Source organism: Bradyrhizobium sp. (genome assembly GCF_049691595.1).
GTDB lineage: Bacteria > Pseudomonadota > Alphaproteobacteria > Rhizobiales > Xanthobacteraceae > Bradyrhizobium.
Genome location: NZ_JBAVNZ010000533.1, coordinates 1 through 17,562 on the forward strand (window position 1 = coordinate 1; position 17,562 = coordinate 17,562).

16 protein-coding genes and 1 pseudogene are annotated in these 17,562 nt (G+C 64.2%); 8 read left to right on the forward strand and 9 right to left on the reverse strand.

The window, feature by feature from the left end:
- Positions 1–210: 210 nt before the first annotated feature.
- The gene (locus WCE35_RS21540; RefSeq protein ID WP_424595338.1) at positions 211–1,839 is read left to right on the forward strand and encodes a fatty-acid--CoA ligase; all 1,629 of its coding nucleotides are present in this window, start codon (positions 211–213) and stop codon (positions 1,837–1,839) included.
- Positions 1,840–2,004: 165 nt separating this feature from the next.
- Positions 2,005–2,859 carry a DUF1499 domain-containing protein gene (locus WCE35_RS21545; protein WP_424595339.1) on the forward strand — a complete coding sequence of 285 codons (855 nt, stop codon included), beginning with the start codon at positions 2,005–2,007 and terminating at the stop codon, positions 2,857–2,859.
- Between the two features lie 80 nt (positions 2,860–2,939).
- On the opposite strand, the gene WCE35_RS21550 is transcribed toward WCE35_RS21545, so the two are convergent.
- The 3 genes from WCE35_RS21550 to ribB form a co-directional block, all read right to left on the reverse strand.
- Complete coding sequence (locus WCE35_RS21550) at positions 2,940–3,866, reverse strand: MBL fold metallo-hydrolase (protein WP_424595340.1); 927 nt, start codon at positions 3,864–3,866, stop codon at positions 2,940–2,942.
- Positions 3,867–3,998: 132 nt separating this feature from the next.
- Positions 3,999–5,213 (reverse strand): acyl-CoA dehydrogenase, encoded by a 1,215-nt coding sequence (locus tag WCE35_RS21555; protein ID WP_424595341.1) that lies wholly within the window; start codon positions 5,211–5,213, stop codon positions 3,999–4,001.
- Between the two features lie 143 nt (positions 5,214–5,356).
- Positions 5,357–6,433: a 3,4-dihydroxy-2-butanone-4-phosphate synthase gene (gene ribB, locus WCE35_RS21560; protein WP_424595342.1), complete on the reverse strand. Its 1,077-nt coding sequence runs from the start codon at positions 6,431–6,433 to the stop codon at positions 5,357–5,359.
- A gap of 270 nt (positions 6,434–6,703) precedes the next feature.
- Between ribB and WCE35_RS21565 the strand changes: the two genes are divergently transcribed.
- Positions 6,704–7,945, forward strand: a complete 1,242-nt coding sequence (locus WCE35_RS21565) for a PLP-dependent aminotransferase family protein (protein ID WP_424595343.1) — start codon at positions 6,704–6,706, stop codon at positions 7,943–7,945.
- A gap of 65 nt (positions 7,946–8,010) precedes the next feature.
- On the opposite strand, the gene WCE35_RS21570 is transcribed toward WCE35_RS21565, so the two are convergent.
- Complete coding sequence (locus WCE35_RS21570) at positions 8,011–9,291, reverse strand: amidohydrolase family protein (protein ID WP_424595344.1); 1,281 nt, start codon at positions 9,289–9,291, stop codon at positions 8,011–8,013.
- Here WCE35_RS21570 and WCE35_RS21575 point away from each other — a divergent pair.
- Both WCE35_RS21575 and WCE35_RS21580 read left to right on the forward strand, forming a co-directional pair.
- Positions 9,290–9,487 carry a hypothetical protein gene (locus tag WCE35_RS21575; protein WP_424595345.1) on the forward strand — a complete coding sequence of 66 codons (198 nt, stop codon included), beginning with the start codon at positions 9,290–9,292 and terminating at the stop codon, positions 9,485–9,487. The two genes, WCE35_RS21570 and WCE35_RS21575, sit on opposite strands and share 2 nt — an antisense overlap.
- Before the next feature lie 24 nt (positions 9,488–9,511).
- Complete coding sequence (locus tag WCE35_RS21580; protein ID WP_424595346.1) at positions 9,512–10,120, forward strand: hypothetical protein; 609 nt, start codon at positions 9,512–9,514, stop codon at positions 10,118–10,120.
- An 88-nt stretch (positions 10,121–10,208) separates the two neighbouring features.
- On the opposite strand, the gene WCE35_RS21585 is transcribed toward WCE35_RS21580, so the two are convergent.
- From WCE35_RS21585 to WCE35_RS21600, 4 genes and pseudogenes are all read right to left on the reverse strand, one after another.
- The gene (locus tag WCE35_RS21585; protein WP_424595347.1) at positions 10,209–11,027 is read right to left on the reverse strand and encodes an aldo/keto reductase; all 819 of its coding nucleotides are present in this window, start codon (positions 11,025–11,027) and stop codon (positions 10,209–10,211) included.
- Positions 11,028–11,208: 181 nt separating this feature from the next.
- A complete protein-coding gene (locus WCE35_RS21590; protein WP_424595353.1) occupies positions 11,209–11,400 on the reverse strand; it encodes a hypothetical protein in 192 nt (63 codons plus the stop codon).
- A 49-nt stretch (positions 11,401–11,449) separates the two neighbouring features.
- Positions 11,450–11,548 (reverse strand): annotated as a pseudogene (locus WCE35_RS21595) (hypothetical protein); the annotation flags it as partial.
- Positions 11,549–11,698 carry a hypothetical protein gene (locus tag WCE35_RS21600; RefSeq protein WP_424595348.1) on the reverse strand — a complete coding sequence of 50 codons (150 nt, stop codon included), beginning with the start codon at positions 11,696–11,698 and terminating at the stop codon, positions 11,549–11,551.
- Between the two features lie 264 nt (positions 11,699–11,962).
- Here WCE35_RS21600 and WCE35_RS21605 point away from each other — a divergent pair, with 264 nt between their 5' ends.
- Complete coding sequence (locus tag WCE35_RS21605; RefSeq protein WP_424595349.1) at positions 11,963–12,919, forward strand: alpha/beta fold hydrolase; 957 nt, start codon at positions 11,963–11,965, stop codon at positions 12,917–12,919.
- A gap of 57 nt (positions 12,920–12,976) precedes the next feature.
- Here WCE35_RS21605 and WCE35_RS21610 read toward each other — a convergent pair whose 3' ends face one another.
- Positions 12,977–16,486 carry an indolepyruvate ferredoxin oxidoreductase family protein gene (locus tag WCE35_RS21610; protein WP_424595350.1) on the reverse strand — a complete coding sequence of 1,170 codons (3,510 nt, stop codon included), beginning with the start codon at positions 16,484–16,486 and terminating at the stop codon, positions 12,977–12,979.
- A gap of 109 nt (positions 16,487–16,595) precedes the next feature.
- Here WCE35_RS21610 and WCE35_RS21615 point away from each other — a divergent pair, with 109 nt between their 5' ends.
- Complete coding sequence (locus WCE35_RS21615; RefSeq protein ID WP_424595351.1) at positions 16,596–17,213, forward strand: carboxymuconolactone decarboxylase family protein; 618 nt, start codon at positions 16,596–16,598, stop codon at positions 17,211–17,213.
- A gap of 1 nt (position 17,214) precedes the next feature.
- The coding region (locus tag WCE35_RS21620) for an SDR family NAD(P)-dependent oxidoreductase (protein ID WP_424595352.1) at positions 17,215–17,562 on the forward strand (348 nt) is incomplete at its 3' end.

Here is a 17,562-nt window from a genome sequence, read left to right on the forward strand (position 1 = left end):
GCCCAAGCCGGCCCAGCCTGCGCGCCAAGCAGCAATAACACGGCGGCGGCGGTAACCATGGCCGCCTCGCCGCGGCCAGGGACGCCATAAGCCCATTTTCGACTTGCTTTCTCCGCGCTAGAGTTCATGTCAATTCCACGATCTGTCGCCGGGCCGTTCACGCATGGGCCGGTGATGCGCGAGGCAATGAGAACCGGGAGGGACTTTCGTATGCTTGGTTTGATGCAAGACTGGCCTTTGTTGTGTCACCGGATTATCGAGCACGCCGCGGCCTATCACGGCTCGCAAGAGGTCGTCACCCGGTCGGTCGAAGGCCCCATTCATCGCACCAATTACGCCGAAATTCACGCACGCGCATTGAGAGTCTCGCAGCGGCTCGAGCGCGACGGCGTCAAACTCGGCGACCGCGTCGCCACCATCGCATGGAACACCTGGCGCCACCTTGAAGTCTGGTACGGCATCATGGGCATCGGCGCGATCTGCCATACCGTCAATCCGCGGCTGTTCCCCGAACAGATCGCCTGGATCGTCAACCACGCCGGGGATCGCGTCGTGATGGTCGATACCACCTTCGTGCCGATCCTGGAAAAGATCGCCGACAAGCTTCCAGGCGTCGAACGCTTCGTCGTCCTGACCGACAAGGCGCATATGCCGCAGACCACGCTGAAGAACGCGGTCGCCTATGAGGACTGGATCGCCGAAGCCGACGGCAAGTTCCAGTGGAAGACGTTCGACGAGAATACCGCCGCTGCGATGTGCTACACCTCGGGGACCACCGGCGATCCCAAGGGCGTATTGTATTCGCACCGCTCCAACGTGCTGCACGCCTTGATGGCCAACACCGGCGACTCGCTTGGCGCCAACGCCGCCGACACCATGCTGCCGGTGGTTCCGCTGTTCCACGCCAATAGCTGGGGCATCGCGTTCTCGGCGCCGTCGATGGGCACCAAGCTCGTGATGCCCGGCCCGAAGCTCGATGGCGCATCGGTCTATGAGCTGCTCGACACCGAGAAGGTGACGCATACCGCCGGCGTGCCGACGGTGTGGCTGATGCTGCTCAATCACATGGCCGCCAACGGCCTGAAACTGCCGCACCTGCGAATGGTGGTGTGCGGCGGCTCGGCGATGCCGCGCTCGATGATCAAGTCGTTCGTCGACATGGGCGTGCAGGTGCGCCACGCCTGGGGCATGACCGAGATGAGCCCGATCGGCACGCTCGCCGCGCTGAAACCTCCCTTCGCCAACCTCACCGGCGACGCGCGGCTCGATATCCTGCAAACCCAGGGCTACCCGCCGTTCGGCGTCCAGATGAAGATCAAAGACGACGCCGGCAAGGAACTGCCATGGGACGGCAAGACCTTCGGCCGCCTCAAGGTGAGCGGACCCGCGGTCGCGAAAGCCTATTTCCGCATCGACACCAACATCCTCGACGAGGACGGCTATTTCGACACCGGCGACGTCGCGACCATCGACGCGCACGGCTATATGCGGATCACCGATCGCTCCAAGGACGTGATCAAGTCCGGCGGCGAATGGATTTCATCGATCGACCTGGAAAATCTCGCGGTCGGCCATCCCGCGGTCGCGGAAGCGGCGGTGATCGGCATCCATCATCCCAAATGGGACGAGCGACCGCTTCTGATCGTGCAGCTCAAGGCTGACCAGAAGGCCACGCGCGAGGAGATCCTGAAATACATGGACGGCAAGATCGCGAAATGGTGGATGCCCGATGACGTCGCCTTCGTCGACGGCATTCCCCACACCGCGACCGGAAAAATCCTGAAGACCGCGCTGCGCGAGCAGTTCAAGAGCTACAGTTTTCCGAACGCGGCGGCCTAGGATTTTTGAGCGACCGGGAACACAGGAAGGGAAAAGACGCGCCTGCCGGAAGACGCCCGTCCGTCAATCCACCCTTGAATTTGCCGCAGGTCCGTGGTCTCAAACGGGCCAGCAGTCCGGCATTGTTGGCCCGGCAGAGTTCCAACCCGGCAGATTTTTTAACCGATGGCCCGCAGGTTTTCCGCTCCCTACCAGTCGGAGCCCGTGTCCAGCCTCGCGACCTGGGCGCGCAACCTCGCGATCTTCTCCGTGGTCGCGGTGCTGGTTTCAATCCTCATCGTCCGCTTCGGCATCCTGGAAATGAAGCCGGCACTGGCGACGTTCTTCGGCGCGCTGGCCTGCGCCGGGCTTTCCATTCTTGTCGGCCTCGCCGCCTTCGCGGCGATCTGGCAGAACGGCTCGCGCGGCATGGGCCGCGTCCTGCTGGCGCTCCTGATCGACGCGGTCGTGCTCGCCTATCCGGCCTATCTCGGCCTGCAATATCGCAAGCTGCCGCCGATCTACGACGTCACCACCGATCCGATCGATCCGCCGCGCTTCGAGGCGCTGGCGCGGCTGCGCACCGGCGAGGGCACCAATTCCGCGGTCTACGCCGGGCTTTATTCCGCCGAGCAGCAGCGGCTGGCCTATCCCGAAATCGAGACCGTGGAGCTGGAAGTGCCGGTGCAACGGGCCTACGAGGTGGCGCTGCAACTGGTGACGAAGCGCAAATGGCTCGTGATCGACGAACGTCCGCCGCAGCTCCCCCGCCGCATCGGCCGGATCGAGGCGGTGGCGCGGACGCCGATCATGGGATTCCGCGAGGATATCTCGATCCGCATCACGCCCGATGGCGAGGATTCGCGCGTCGATATCCGCTCGGCGTCGCGCTATTTCGACAACGATCTCGGCAGCAACGCCGCGCGCGTCTCCAGGCTGATCGAGGACCTCAATACCGCGGTCGATAACGCCAACGCCAAGCCAGCGGTCAAGAAGCCGCAGGCGCCGGCCAAGGTTCAGGCCAAGGCAGGGAAGAAGTGAGGGGGCGAGGTGAAGAGGCGAGTAGCGAATGGCGAGTAGCGAATGGAAAAGCAGAGCGGCGTATGCTGAACTTGCCCTCCCTATTCGCCATTCGCCAACCGGTAGCTCCCTCCGATCACCGGATCGCCGTCGGTCGCCACAATCCCGCGCGCGACCAGATCCTCCAGATGCGCCAGCACGGAATAGCCGGCGGCCGCGGTCAGCCGCGGGTCGATGCCGATATAGATCGCGCGCACCATGGTCGGAATATCAGCCTCGCCCTTGGCGAGGCGATGCAGGATCGAGGCTTCGCGGGCCTTGCGATGCCGGGTCAGGAAACGGACGTAACGCGGTCCATCCAAAATTTCCGGTCCGTGGCCGGAGAAGTACAAGTTCTCAGGTCGCCGCGAAAGCCGTTCGAGCGAGGCCATGTAGTCGATCATCGACCCGTCCGGCGGCGCCACGATCGAGGTCGACCAGCCCATCACGTGATCGCCGACGAAGCTGATCTTTCGCTCGGCCCACGCGAACGCCAGGTGATTGGCGGTGTGGCCGGGCGTCGCCACCGCTTCCAGCGCCCATCCAGAACCTTCGATCATGTCGCCGTCTTTCACCTCGACATCCGGCCTGAAGTCGCGGTCGGCGCCGGATTCCGGGCTGTGTTTCTCGCTCTCGAAGCGCGGCCGCGAGGCGCGGTGCGGGCCCTCGGCATAGACCGGGGCGCCGGTGGCCGCCTTGATCCGCGCGGTGTTCGGCGAGTGGTCGCGATGGGTATGGGTGACCAGGATGTGCGTCACGGTCTCATGGCGCACGGCGTCGAGCACGGCCCTCGCGTGCGCTTCGTCGTCCGGACCGGGATCGATGATCGCGACCTTGCCTCGGCCGACGATGTAGCTGACCGTGCCGGTGAAGGTGAACGGGCTCGGATTGTCGCAGAGAATTCGCCGCACGCCGGGACGAGCTTCCTCGGCCACGCCGGGCCTGAGCGGAAAGTCGCGGTTGAACGGGATGTCTTCGTTATCGGTCATGGGGGATGCCTGTGTTGCGGTCCCGTAGGATGGGTTGAGCACTGGCGAAACCCATCAACGCAACGCACGGCGAACCGTGACGATGGGTTTCGCTAGCGCTCTACCCATCCTACGCGGTCGATATCGCGCGCCTCACGAAAACGCCTGGATGCCGGTGATCGCGCGGCCGAGGATCAGCGCGTGGACGTCGTGGGTGCCCTCATAGGTGTTCACGGTTTCCAGATTGGCGGCATGGCGCATCACGTGATATTCGATCTGGATGCCGTTGCCGCCGTGCATGTCGCGCGCCATGCGCGCGATGTCGAGTGCCTTGCCGCAATTGTTGCGCTTGACGATCGAGATCATCTCCGGCGCCATCTTGCCTTCGTCCATCAGGCGGCCGACGCGCAGGCTCCCCTGCAGGCCGAGCGCAATCTCCGTCTGCATGTCCGCGAGCTTCTTCTGCACCAGTTGCGTCGCCGCCAGGGGCCGCTTGAACTGCTTGCGGTCGAGCGTGTACTGCCGTGCGCGATGCATGCAGTCCTCGGCGGCGCCCATCGCGCCCCAGGAAATGCCGTAGCGGGCGCGGTTGAGGCAGCCGAACGGCCCTTTAAGGCCGGAGACGTTGGGCAGCAGCGCGCTTTCCGGCACCACCACGCCGTCCATCACGATCTCGCCGGTGACGGAGGCGCGCAAGGAGAGCTTGCCGCCGATCTTCGGCGCCGACAGGCCCTTCATGCCCTTCTCGAGGATGAAGCCGCGGATCTGGTTGTTATGCTCGGCCGATTTCGCCCACACCACGAACACGTCGGCGATCGGGGCGTTCGATATCCACATCTTGCTGCCGGTCAGCCGGTAACCGTCGGAAACCTTTTCGGCGCGGGTCTTCATGCCGCCGGGATCGGAGCCGGCATCCGGCTCGGTCAGGCCGAAGCAGCCGACCCACTCGCCGGTAGCGAGCCTCGGCAGATATTTCTTGCGCTGGTTCTCGTCGCCATAGGCGTAGATCGGGTGCATCACCAGCGACGACTGCACCGAGTTCATCGAGCGGTAACCGGAGTCGACGCGTTCGATCTCGCGCGCGACGAGGCCATAGGCGACGTAGCTGGCATTGGCGCAGCCATATTCCTCCGGCAGCGTGATGCCGATCAGGCCGAGTTCGCCCATCTCGTTGAATATCTCGCGGTCGGTCTTTTCCTCGAGATAGGCCTTGGCGACCCGCGGCAAGAGCTTGTCCTGCGCATAGGCGCGCGCGGTGTCGCGGATCATGCGCTCGTCTTCGGTGAGCTGCTCGTCGAGCAGGAACGGATCGTCCCACTGGAAACCAGCCGCCGCCGGTTTGTCCTTGGTCTGGGGGCGCACGCTCATGAGAAATCCTTTCGTATCGCGTCAATCGCGGAATTGCCTGTTAAATTAGAGCGCTATCGGCTCAAGCGCAATTGAATTGGATGGTTCTTGCGTCGACGTCATTCCGGGGCGCGCACCGGCGCCAACCCGAAAAATGAGGGTGTCTAGTCTTCGAGACGTTCGTTGGAAACGATCTCGATGCCGAAGCCGGACAGCCCCTTGTAGTCGTGCACCGATGACGTCAGGTGCCGGATCGAGGTGATGCCGAGATCGCGCAGAATCTGCGCGCCGACGCCGACCTCGCGCCATTGCCGGTTGCGATCGGCCTCCGCGGACTTCGGCTCGCCGACCGGCTCGACCGGAACTCCGGCGGCGCCATCGCGCAGATAGACCAGCACGCCGCGGCCGGCATCCCTGAAATGCCGCAGCACCACCTGCATGCGCGCCTGGCCGGTGAAGAGGTCCTTGACGATATTGGGCTTGTGCAGCCGCGTCAGCACGTTCTTGCCGTCGCCGACGCCGTTATAGACGAAGGCAGCGTGCGCAATCTCGTCGAACGGCGATCGATAGGCATAGCCCTTCAGCGGTCCGATCGGGCTTTCCGTCGTAAAGGTCGCCACCCGCTCGATCAGCTTCTCGCGGGCCTGGCGATAGGCGATCATGTCGGCGATCGTGACATGCTTGAGCTTGTGGGCGGCGGCGAAGCGGGCGACCTGCTCGCCCTTCATCACGGTGCCGTCGTCGTTCATCAATTCGCTGATGACGCCGACCGGCGGCAGGCCGCTCAGCTTGCAGAGATCGACCGCCGCCTCGGTATGACCGGAGCGCAGCAGTACGCCGCCGTCGCGCGCGATCAGCGGGAAGATGTGGCCGGGCCTTGCAAAATCATTGGCGCCGGCATTGGGATTGGCGAGCGCGCGGCAGCAGGACGCGCGTTCCTCGGCCGAGATGCCGGTGCCGCCATCGGGCTTGTAGTCGACCGAAACCGTGAAGGCCGTGGTATGATTGGACTCGTTATGCGCCACCATCGGATCGAGCCGCAGCCGGCGGGCATCCTCGGTCGTGATCGGCGCGCAGACGATGCCCGAGGTATGGCGGATGATGAACGCCATCTTCTCGGCCGTGCACAGCGACGCCGCGACGATCAGATCGCCCTCGCCTTCCCGGTCGTCATCATCGGTGACGACAACAAGTTCGCCCTTGGCAAAGGCATGCAGAACTTCCTGGATCGTATCGGCCATTTCTTGCGGTCTCGCCTGATGCAGAGCAGTGGATTAGCCGGACTCCGAACCGCGCGCCAGCATCAATGCGCAGGGCAGAACATCGCTGGCGGGTTACCGGAGGGTGTCCTGCGGCGATGGGACGGATCAGTGTCGGCCGCGCCCGGAAAATGCCGGCTGACAGCCGCGCAGGCGAACGGATAAGGTGGTATCGAGAACGCGCCGGTGCAAGGGATGGGGAAAGCCGGGTCAGCGGCTTCCCGGCGAAAAACAACACGGGAGTGAATGTCCATGTCCACCTCGGCGCCATTCGATTTCGCCCCCCTGCTGCCGGCCGGACTGCCGGCGCCGGCGGCGAAATGGACGGGTCTGGCGAAATACAGCTTTGTCGGCGGCAACAACGATCCCGACCAGGTTCCGGTCGACGGCCTGATCGAGGCGGTCAATGCGGTGTTGAAGCGCGAGGGCAAGTCGCTCGCGACTTACGGCCTCGCCAGCGGCCCGCAGGGCTATCGCCCGTTGCGCGAATTCCTCACCACAAAACTCAGGCGCGACGCCGGCATCGACTGCACCGCGGACGATATCCTGATCGTCTCCGGCTCGCTGCAGGCGCTCGACCTCGTCAACGCGACCCTGCTGGCGCGCGGCGATAGCGTGCTGGTCGAGCAGGAGACCTATCAGGGCGCGTTGAACCGGCTGACGCGGCTCGGCGTCAACGCCGTCGGCATTGCCCTCGACGAAGACGGCATGCGGATGGACGCGCTGGCAGCGGCGCTCGCCGACCACAAGCGGCGCGGCATCACGCCGAAATACATCTACACCATCCCGACGGTGCAGAATCCGACCGGCACCATCATGCCCGAGACCAGGCGCGCGGAGATGCTGAAACTGTCGCAGCAATATGGCGTGCCGGTTTTCGAGGACGATTGCTACGCGGATCTGATCTGGTCCGGAGCCCGCCCGCCCGCGATCCATGCGATGAGCAGGAACAACGGCGTGATCCACATCGGCTCGTTCTCCAAATCGATCGCGCCCGCGTTGCGGGTCGGCTTCATCGTCGCGCCCTGGCAGATGCTGTCGCGCATGCTGGCGCTGAAGACCGACGCCGGGAGCGGCGCGCTGGAGCAGATGGTGCTGGCGGAATATTGCGCGCCGCATTTCGCTGCCCACGTGCCGAAGCTGACGCGCGGCCTGCGCGCCAAGCTCGACACGCTGATGGAGGCGCTCAACGAACATTTCGGCACGGCGGCCGAGTTCGAGGAGCCCAAAGGCGGTATCTTCCTGTGGGTCAAGCTGCCCGACGATGTCGATACGCTCAAACTCTATCAGGCGGCGCTTGCCGCGGGTGTCGCGATCAATCCGGGGCCGGAATGGTCCACCAACAAGGTCTACGCCGGCAGCCGGTTGCGGCTGTGCTTCGCCAGCCCCTCGCACGAGCAGATCCGCGAAGGCGTCGCGGTGCTCGCCGATGTCTGCCGCCGGGAATTCGGCGTGCCGGCACGGAGCGCGAATGTGGAGCGCGCGACGCGATAGACCCCATCATCGCGAGGTGCGTTAGCGAAGAGGCAAATCCGGACTTTCTTATCACACGGGCGCGGCTACCTCACCGCGAACGGCGCTTGGTACGGCCTGCCGAACGGCACGCCGTTGATCACGGTCTGCACCGGCTTCAGCAGGATTTTGCCGTCGCGCTTGTTGTTGCGGGTATCGACGAAGGAGACCGGTCCCTCCACCACTTCCATGATGGCGACGTCGCCGGGGGCGCCGACCTGCAGGGTGCCGATCTTCGGCGCCCGGTTGATGATCTTCGCCGGCGCCGCGGTCGCCATCGCCACCACCTGCTCCAGCGAAAGGCCGAGCGCCATGAACTTGCTCATCACGTTCGGCAGATAGGGCATGCCGGGCGAATTGCCCGAGAACACGTGGATGTCGGACGAGATCGTATCAGGCCCGCAACCGCCGGGAATGGCGACTTCAGCGACCGTAAAGTCAAAGCTGCCGCCGCCATGGCCGACGTCGAACATCACGCCGCGCTGCTTGGCGGCGAGCGCCGCCGGCAACAGCTTGCCGTCCTGCACGATGTTGGTGGGGACGCCGGCGTTGTTGGGAAAGCCCGAATAGGAATGGGTCAGCACGTCGCCGGGCCGCAGCAGATCGAGAATCTGCGACATCAGCTCCCTGGTCTCGACGCCGCCGATATGCACCATCATTTTTGCCGGCCAGCCGCACATCTCGCAGGCCTGGATGCCGCGCTTCAGCGGCTCCAGCCCATGCTTGTAGATCACGTTCTCCGACATCCGCACCTTGACGCCGATCAGAAAATCCTGGTTTTCGGCGAGCGCCATGGCGCAGGCTTCGACCTGGGCGTTGTCGATATTGTAGAGCTCGGCGACGGGGAACGCCGACAGGCCGTTGTTGGCGATGTGGACGAAGGCATAGATCCGCGTCCGCGACTGCGCCACGATATAGCGGCGCAGCGCCGCGAGGTTGTTGACCCCGGCATCGCCTGCCGAAACCATCGTGGTCGTGCACTGGAACTGGGCCAGCTCGTCGGCGGGAATCCCGATCGCCGAGCCGTAAGGGTACACATGCGAGTGAAGGTCGATCAGCCCGGGCGTCACCAGCCTGCCCGTGGCGTCGATGGTCTTCGACGCCCGTGCGGGGGGAATCTCCGCCTCGATCGCCTCGATCATGCCCCAGCGAATGCCGATGTCGCGCCTGCCGCGCAGCGACTGGCCGGGATCGAGCACGTCGCCCCCCTTGATCACGAGGTCGAACTTGTCGTTCGGCCCCATCGCGGCATCGGCGCGCCCGCTCCATGCGGCGGCCGCGGCCGATCCTGCGAGGCCAAGAAAATGACGGCGTGATAGTCCGATCATGGCAGCGCTCCCCCTGATATGGTTTTTATCGGGCAATGATGCGCCGGGTCCCGGCTTTGCGCAAGCCGTCGGCAACAAGCGCCGGCGCAATTGCGCCGAAATCGACGCGCTAAGCTTCGATCAGCTCGAACCAGGCGGGACGGCGCCCACCCCCGCCGAGAGTCTCAATGTGTCTGTTTCCACCAACTTCCGTTGAGCCGCTGCCGGGAGCTCCCGCCGCATGATCAAGCTTGTTCTGGCGCCGATACGAAGCATCGTGAGATTTCCCCTGGTGCAGTTCGCTGTCGTGATCGGCGTCATTCTGTGGCTGCAAGCTGCCGAAGATGGGTCGATCTTCGGCCAACTCTTCGACGCCCTGGACAAACTCGTCGACGCTACGGTGCAATTATTCTCGGCGATTTTTACCGTAAAATCCTTCACCAAATCCTGGCTCATATCAGGCTTCATGATCGCGTATGTCTACCTTGCCGGCTCATTGCTTCTGTTCCTCGCACGCCTCCTCATGAACGCCGCGGTTGATCTGGCAGGACGGAAGAACTTGCTGTACTTGAGAAGTGCCATTGCGCGAGAGCGCGGCATCAGGGCCTATCGCGCGTGGGTGCCGCTCGAGAGAATCAGGCCGGCCAATGTCCCGCAGCGGGAATGGGAGGAGTTGTTTGCGTGGCCGGCCAATAATAAACCGCCGTACCCCGCGCTGGCGCATCGCATGCTGCGCGGCGTATTCTTCTACGGCGCGATGCTCCTGACCGGCGCTGTTTTTTTGCAGTTCTTCACGCCTTTTCCGGTCCTGACCTGGATCATCGGGTGGCCAACCGCAATGCCCCGGTAGCTTCTGGCCCCCTGGCACCCGGTATCGGATATTCGAAGCTGCACCTGGGTTCCGTCGAGGCCCGCGCCTTCGGGATGGCGACATTGCCCTAATCCCACGCCGGCGCGAAACCGGGATTGACGCAGCGCGTGTCCTTCGGCAAGGCCGCGATCGCCTTGCGGTCCTCGTCATCGAGCGTCACCTTCAGCGCGTCGAGATTGGCTTGCTGGCTCTCGGGGCGCGACGCCTTCGGAATGGCGGCGACGCCATCCTGATCGAGCAGCCATTTCAGCGCCACCTGCGCCGCGCTCGCATGGTGCTTCCTGCCGATCTTCGTCAGTACCTCGTCGGTCGCCACCCGGCCCTGCGCCAGCGGGCAATAGGCCACCAGCGGGATCGATTTTGCCGCGAGATATTCGCGGACAGGCGTCTGGTCGAGCATGACGTGATATTCGATCTGGTTGCAGGCGATCGGGGCCCTGATCTCCTCCACCACGGTTTTCAGCAACGCGGTGGTGAAATTGGCGACCCCGATGGCGCGGGTGCGGCCCTCGCCTTTCAGCTTCATCAGCGTTTCGAAAATCGCCGGCAGGTTCATGTTTCGCGAAGGCCAATGCACCAGATAGAGATCGACATGATCGAGCTTCAATTTTTTCAGGCTGGTGTCGAACGCCCGGCGGATCGCATCCGGCGCCAGATTCTCGTGCCAGACCTTTGTCGTGACATGCAGATCCTGGCGGGCGACGCCAGCGGCGGCGATGGCTGCGCCAATCGGCTCCTCGTTGCCATACATTTCCGCGGTGTCGAGATGGCGGTAGCCGAGCGAAAGCGCGCTCTCGACCGCCACGCGGCACGCATCGCCCTGCAGACGGAAGGTGCCGAGCCCGAGCCTGGGCAGGCTGATGCCCTGGGTTTGCAGATGTTCCATGATGATTCCTGAAGGGACAGGCCAGGCGAAACGCCGGCGGCGTCGCGTCAACAACGTGTGAGGGATGCAAGGTAACGGCGGGGCCGCCGTAAGCCAGTTTGCCCGCAAAGCGCCCCGCAGGGCAAGGCGGGATCGGCATGGCTGCCATATGGATGTTGCGACCACAGCCGCGACATCCCGATCAGATATACTGCGCCATGATCTGGCCGGGCCGCGCGTCCGGCCGCGGCTCGATGCCGACCGACCACAGGTCGCGGTTGTCGACGTCCTTCAGGGTCACGGTCATGACTTCGGTTTTGCCGTCGATATCGACCCAGCCGAAGAATTGCAGACCGAAACGGGGGGCCGGCGAGGTTGCTCTCGCCGATGCCATCGAACCGCACGCGGTAGAAAATATCCTGACCGGGCGGCAGATCTTCAAGCAGCAGTTTTGCGGTGAAGTCGCTGTCCGGCAGTGCGTCGGCCGAGGCCGATCGAATGAGGCTTGCAAAACTTTCGAAGGTGGAACAATCCACCTGCATTCAGGCCGGCCGGTCGGCCCTTGCCCATATCACTGCGGAATCCGTCGAGACGTCGCCCGACTGAACGCCGCAGGTGATGTGGGGATGATCCGCGGCGCGGCCGAGATAGGGCCGGGTCAGCCCTTGCTTCGCGGGTATTGAAATCGTCATGGAGCCGCCTTCGCCGAATCACGGCGAAGGTTGCCCGCTCAACTTGACCGCTGGTCGAAGGTTTTACGACAGGTAGATAACTCTCAACGCCACCGCGACGGTGCACCACTGCAAGGCCGCCAGAGGTACGCTCCCGCATGCTTCGATGCTCATCGAAGCATTCATTGAATGGACTGCTCTATCAGCCACGGTACACCACCATAAGTCACGATAATAAAACGTATCGCAATTTTTTTCGGGCTGCTGGTCACCGGAGGATATGATATGGCGCGCGCACAGACCCGAACGGTTACACTGCCGGGAACGGCTGCTACGGCGGCCAATTCGTGGCAACCGGCGCTACTGTTGCGGGAACAAACGCCCGCCGGCGCCGATCGCAATCGCCCCGTTCTCTACGTCCACGGCGCAACCTTCGGCTCTGCAAATTCAATGATGTTCAGGTTCGACGGTGTGTCCTGGGCCATTGAGCTGAATAGCGAGGGCCGCTCGGTTTGGGCACTGGATTTCGCCGGGTTCGGCGAATCCGAGCCCTATCCGGAGATGGCGCAGCCGGCTCCAATGACGGGCGACCCCCTTGGCCGCGCACCTGCGGCGGCGGCTCAGATCGAACGCGCCATCCGCTCGATTCTCGCAGATACCGGCGCCGCCCGTGTCTCGATCATCGCGCATTCCTGGGGCACCATGCCCACGGGCTTGCTGGCCACGCAACATCCCGAGTTGATCGACCGAATTGTTTTCTTCGCGCCGGTCGTGCGACGCGAAATCATGAAGGAGGTGCCGGCACTGGGGCCGTGGCGTTTTCTTACCATCGAGGAACAGCACAGGCGCTTTGTCGAGGACGTGCCGGCGGGGCATCCTCCGGTGCTGCTGGACCGCCATTTCGCGGACTGGTCAGCGCAATATCTCAGATCGGACCCCACCAGCAGCACGCGCACGCCGCCATCGGTGAAGACGCCGAATGGTCCGGTTGCGGACATCATGGCGGCGTGGTCCGGAACCCTTGCCTACGATCCCGCACGGATCACGTCGCCGGTTGCGATCATACGCGGTGAGTGGGACGGCCTGTGCAAGGACGCCGACGCTGCGTGGCTGCTGGCGGTGCTGACCTCGGCGCCGGAGAAGCGCGATATCAAGATCGCGAAGGCCACGCATCTGATGCATCTCGAGCAAAGCCGCGGCGCGCTTTACCGTGCAGCCGTTGATTTCCTGCAAGCGAAGTGAGGACCACCTGATTTTGCCCTTCGTGAACGAAATCCTCCGCGGCCGATACGGCGGGCGTTACTCCGCCGCTTGCGCGATCGGCTGCCCGAACGCGCTTTCGAGGCGCGCGCATTCCTGGCGATAGCGCGCGACATTGGCTTCCTTGATGTGGCCGTAGCCGCGCACCAGCTCGGCCGATTTCGCCAGCGCCACCAGCCGCGGCAAATCGAGCGGCTTGTTCGTATCAAGATGACGGAAGATCATTGCCGCATATTCGCCCGGCAGCGCCCGCTCGGCCCTGCGCTCGACGGTATAGCCGAACAGATCGAACGCCGTGCCGCGCAAGAATTTCAGCCGCGCCAGAATGTCGAACGCACCAAGGATCCAGCCGCCGAACTCGCGCTTGCGCAGATGCCCGGTCACCTTGTCGCGGCGCGCGAAGAGCGGCGGCGCGAGGCTGACCTTGAGGCCGGGCTCGCCCTCGAACTGCTCCTTCAACGCCCTGGCGAACTCGCCGTCGGAATAAAGCCGCGCCACTTCATATTCGTCCTTGTAGGCCATCAGCTTGAACAGGCCCTTTGCGAACGCCTCGGCCAGTTCGTGCGATCCGGGCGCGCTCGCCGCCTCGGCGGCGCGAACGCGGGCGACATCGGCGAGGTAGCGTTTGGAATAGGCCTCGTCCTGGTAGCCGGTCAGGAAATCGGCGCGGAAGGCGACCATCTCGTCCAGCGTTCGCTTCGCCGGCACTGATCCGGAGTTCTTGAAGCGCGCCGCGCTGACGACGCGCGGCAGATCGTGCGCGGCAAGCCGGCCCCAGGAAAATGCCAGCCTGTTCATCTCGATCGCGGCGCCGTTGAGTTCGATCGCCTTCATGATCGCTTCCAGCGACAGCGGCAGTGCGCCGCGCTGGAACGCGAAGCCGAGCATGAAGGAATTGGTGGCGATGCTGTCGCCCATCAGCGCGGTGGCAAGGCCGGTGGCGTCGAGGATGTCGAGGTCGCCGGGGCTCACCGCTTCGTTCAGCGCGTTGCGCATTGCACCGGCTTCGAAATCGATGTCGGGATTGATGACGAAACTCGCGGTCGGCATCAGATCGGCGTTGACGATGGCGCGGGTGACGCCGCGCTCGGCCCGGCTCAGCGCCGGGATGCCGGTGGCGACGACGATGTCGCAACCGAGAATGAGGTTGGCGCCGCCGGGCGCGATACGGACGCTGGCGAGATCGTCCGGTGACGGCGCGATGCGGACATGGCTCATCACCGCGCCGTTCTTCTGCGACAATCCGGTGAAGTCGAGGGTCGAGCAGGCCTTGCCGTCGACATGGGCGGCCATGCCGAGCAGCGCGCCGATGGTGATGACGCCGGTGCCGCCGATGCCGGTGACCAGGATATTGTAGTCACCATCGAGTGACGGCGCCTTCGGCAGCGGCAGGTCAGCGAACAACGCGGAGGGGTCGGCCGCGGTACGATCGGCTTTCCGCAGTTTGCCGCCATGCACGGTGACAAAACTCGGGCAAAAACCCTCGATGCAGGAAAAGTCCTTGTTGCAATTCGACTGGTCGATCCGCCGCTTGCGGCCGAACTCGGTCTCCAGCGGCTGCACCGAGACGCAATTGGAGGCCTGCGAGCAGTCGCCGCAGCCTTCGCAGACGCGCTCGTTGATGAACACGCGCTTCGGCGGATCCGGATAGAGGCCGCGCTTGCGCCGCCGGCGTTTTTCCGCCGCGCAGGTCTGGTCGTAGATCAGGACCGAAAGACCCTTGACGTCGCGCAATTCCCTCTGCACGGCGTCAAGCTCGCGGCGATGGTGAACGGTGGCGGCGGGCGGAAAATAATTGCCCGGATATTTTTCGGGATCGTCCGAGACGATGGCGAGCCGCTTTGCCCCCTCGGCCGACACCTGGTGGGCGATCTGCGACACCGTCAGACCGCCCTCGGCGGGCTGACCGCCGGTCATCGCCACCGCGTCGTTGTAGAGGATCTTGTAGGTGATGTTGACGCCGGCGGCGGCCGCGGCGCGCAGCGCCAGCAGGCCCGAATGGGTGTAGGTGCCGTCGCCGAGATTCTGGAACACGTGCTGTTCACTGGTGAACGGCGCCTGCCCGATCCAGGCGACGCCTTCTCCGCCCATATGCGAGATGGTCGCGGTGCGGCGGCTCGGCACCCAAAGCGCCATGCCGTGACAGCCGATGCCGGCCATCGCGCGGCTGCCCTCGGGCACTTTTGTCGAGGTGTTGTGCGGGCAGCCCGAGCAGAAATACGGCGTGCGTTGCAGCTTGACAGCGCCGACGCCTTCGGCCGGACGATCGAAGGCTTCGAGTTTTGCCAGACGCTGCTCGAGCGCGGGGCTGCGATGCCCGAGCCGGCGCAGCCGCGCCACCACGGCCGCCGCCACCATGGTCGGCGTCAACTCACCCTCGCTCGGCAACAGGGTCGCGCCGGTCTCGTCGCGCTTGCCGACCACCGAGGGCCGCTTCGACGCATCGACATTGTAGAGGATGCGCTTGAGCTGGTCCTCGATAAAACCGCGCTTCTCCTCGACCACCAGCACGTCCTGCAACCCTTCGGCGAAATCGCGGGCGCCGGCCTCTTCCAGTGGCCAGGTCAGCGCGACCTTGTAGAGGCGCAGGCCCAGCGCCTGCGCTTCCGCGTCTGACAGGCCGAGGTCGGCCAGCGCCTGCCGCAGATCGAGATAGGCCTTGCCGGTCGCCATGATGCCAAGCCGCGCGGGTCTTGAGTCCAGCACGATGCGATCGAAGCGGTTGACGCGGCAGAAGGCTGCGACCGCGGCCAACTTCGGTCCATGCAGCCTTCGCTCCTGCTCCAGCGGCGCGTCCGGCCAGCGGATCCCTAGACCGCCCGGCGGCATCGCGAAATCGTCGGGCATGATGATCTTGATGCGGTCGGGATCGCTGACGATCGAGGCCGAGCTTTCGACCGTCTCCGAAATCGCCTTGAAGCCGACCCAGCAGCCGGAATAGCGCGACAATGCAAAGCCCAAAATGCCGAGGTCGAGATAATCCTGCAGCGTGGCGGGATTGACCACCGGCATCAGCGCGGCGGCGAACATCTGCTCGCTGTGATGGGCGAGCGTCGAGGACTGGCAGCCATGATCGTCGCCGGCGAGCGCGATCACGCCGCCGTTCGGCGAGGTGCCCGCGGAGTTGGCGTGCTTGAGCGCATCCATCGAGCGGTCGACGCCGGGTCCTTTGCCGTACCAGATGCCGAACACGCCATCGACCTTGGCGCCGGGAAACATCCCGACCTGCTGGCTGCCCCACACCGCGGTGGCCGCCAGGTCTTCGTTGAGGCCCGGCACGAAAGCGATGTCATGTTCTTTAAGGAAGGATTTGGCGCGCCACAGCGCGTGGTCGTACATGCCAAGCGGCGAGCCGCGATAGCCGGAGATGAAGCCCGCGGTGTTGAGCCCCTGCGCGCGATCGCGTTCGCGCTGCAGCATCGGCAACCGGACCAGCGCCTGGGTGCCGGACAGGAAGATGCGCCTGGCGTCCAGCCGATACTTGTCGTCCAGTCCAACTTCCATCAACGCCATGTTCGCTTCCCCTGCCGCGCTCGCCTTGCCGGTCATTCGAACCGGTCCTGTTCGCGATACAATGCACCGATTTTGCTATGCATGGACAGCCTGAATTCATGGCCGCAAAGCATATCTCGATGCAGTCGGTGTCCTTCGGCGGCCCTTGCCGAAACCCCGCGTCTTTGAAACGCTGGCGGTCTCGCCGCGCCACGAGGAAAACAACAAGATGGCCCGCCTGCCCTATCTCGAAGCCGACCAGGTCGCGCCCGAATATCGCGACATGCTCGCGCGCAATACCAATTTGCACAAGCTTCTGGTCAACTCGCCGGACATGGCGCGCGCCTTCAGCGGCATCGGCGGCTATATCCGATTCAAGAGCAAGCTCGATCCGCGGCTGCGCGAACTGGCGATCCTGCAGGTCGGCTGGTTGGAGAAATCGGAGTACGAATTCACCCACCACGTGAGGATCGGCAAGGAGTTCGGCGTCACCGACGCGGACATTCTGGGCATGATGGCCGAGACCGAGGGCAAGCCCTCAAAACTCGAACCGCTCGCCAGGGCGATATTGAGGGGCGCACGCGAAATGGTGCGCGAGCTCGCGATGTCGGATTCAACCTTCGCCGAGATCAAGCGGCAACTCTCCAGCGAGCACATGACCGATCTCGTGCTCACCATCGCCTTCTACTGCGCGGTCGTGCGCGTGCTCGCGACGATGCGAATCGACAACGAACCCCATTACAAAGAGGTACTGAAACAGTACCCGATTCCGGGAGTGCAATGAAATGCGCCTGAAAGATCGTGTCGCCATCGTGGTCGGCGCCGGCCAGAGCCCGGGCGAAGGCATCGGCAACGGCCGCGCCACCGCGCTGACCTTCGCGCGCGAGGGCGCCAAGGTGCTGTGCGTCGATCACAACCTAGGCTCCGCCGAGGAAACCGTCGATATGATCGCGGCCAAAGGCGGCACCGCGGTAGCCTTCAAGGCCGACGTCACCAGAAATGCCGAGATCAAGGCGATGGTGGCGGATGCGTTTGCCCGCTGGGGCTGCATCGACATCCTGCACAACAATGTCGGCGTCAGCCTGTCCGGCGGCGATGCCGAGCTGCTCGACATCACCGAAGAAGCCTTCGAC